At 54.3% G+C, this 324-nt stretch carries 1 protein-coding gene; it reads right to left on the bottom strand.

Annotated features, from left to right (window positions below):
* Positions 1 to 144 (bottom strand): terminase gpP N-terminus-related DNA-binding protein (locus NXS07_RS22660; RefSeq protein WP_258087644.1); only part of this gene is annotated, 144 nt, incomplete at its 3' end.
* Between the last annotated feature and the right edge of the window lie 180 nt (positions 145 to 324).

Below are 324 nucleotides of genomic sequence, written 5' to 3'. Positions count from 1 at the left end.
GGCTTCATCCCATTTATCCCGCCGCCGCCAGGAATACAGGGTATTCGCACTGACGCCCAGCCGTTTTGCTATCTGCGCAACGCTGTAGGCCTGCCAGTACAAACTTTTGGCTTCTTGCCGGGGATCGTGTGTTGTCGTTGTCATGCCCTTACTTTCCCACAGCCCGCGCGCGTACTGCCATGACTGCCCGTTGTCGCAGACTGGCGACACGGCGAACACGTTGAGTCAACAGAACGGGATTGCGAAGATAGCGTCATCAATAGAAAGGGGCTTGTTGGAGAGCAACCATGGCCAAAACCATTAAATTAACGGTCTGTACTGAAG

This window comes from Xenorhabdus bovienii (assembly GCF_024721015.1).
Classification (GTDB): Bacteria; Pseudomonadota; Gammaproteobacteria; order Enterobacterales; family Enterobacteriaceae; genus Xenorhabdus; species Xenorhabdus bovienii.
Note: the sequence above shows the minus strand (reverse complement) of the source record. Positions and strands in the feature narration are given on the sequence as shown.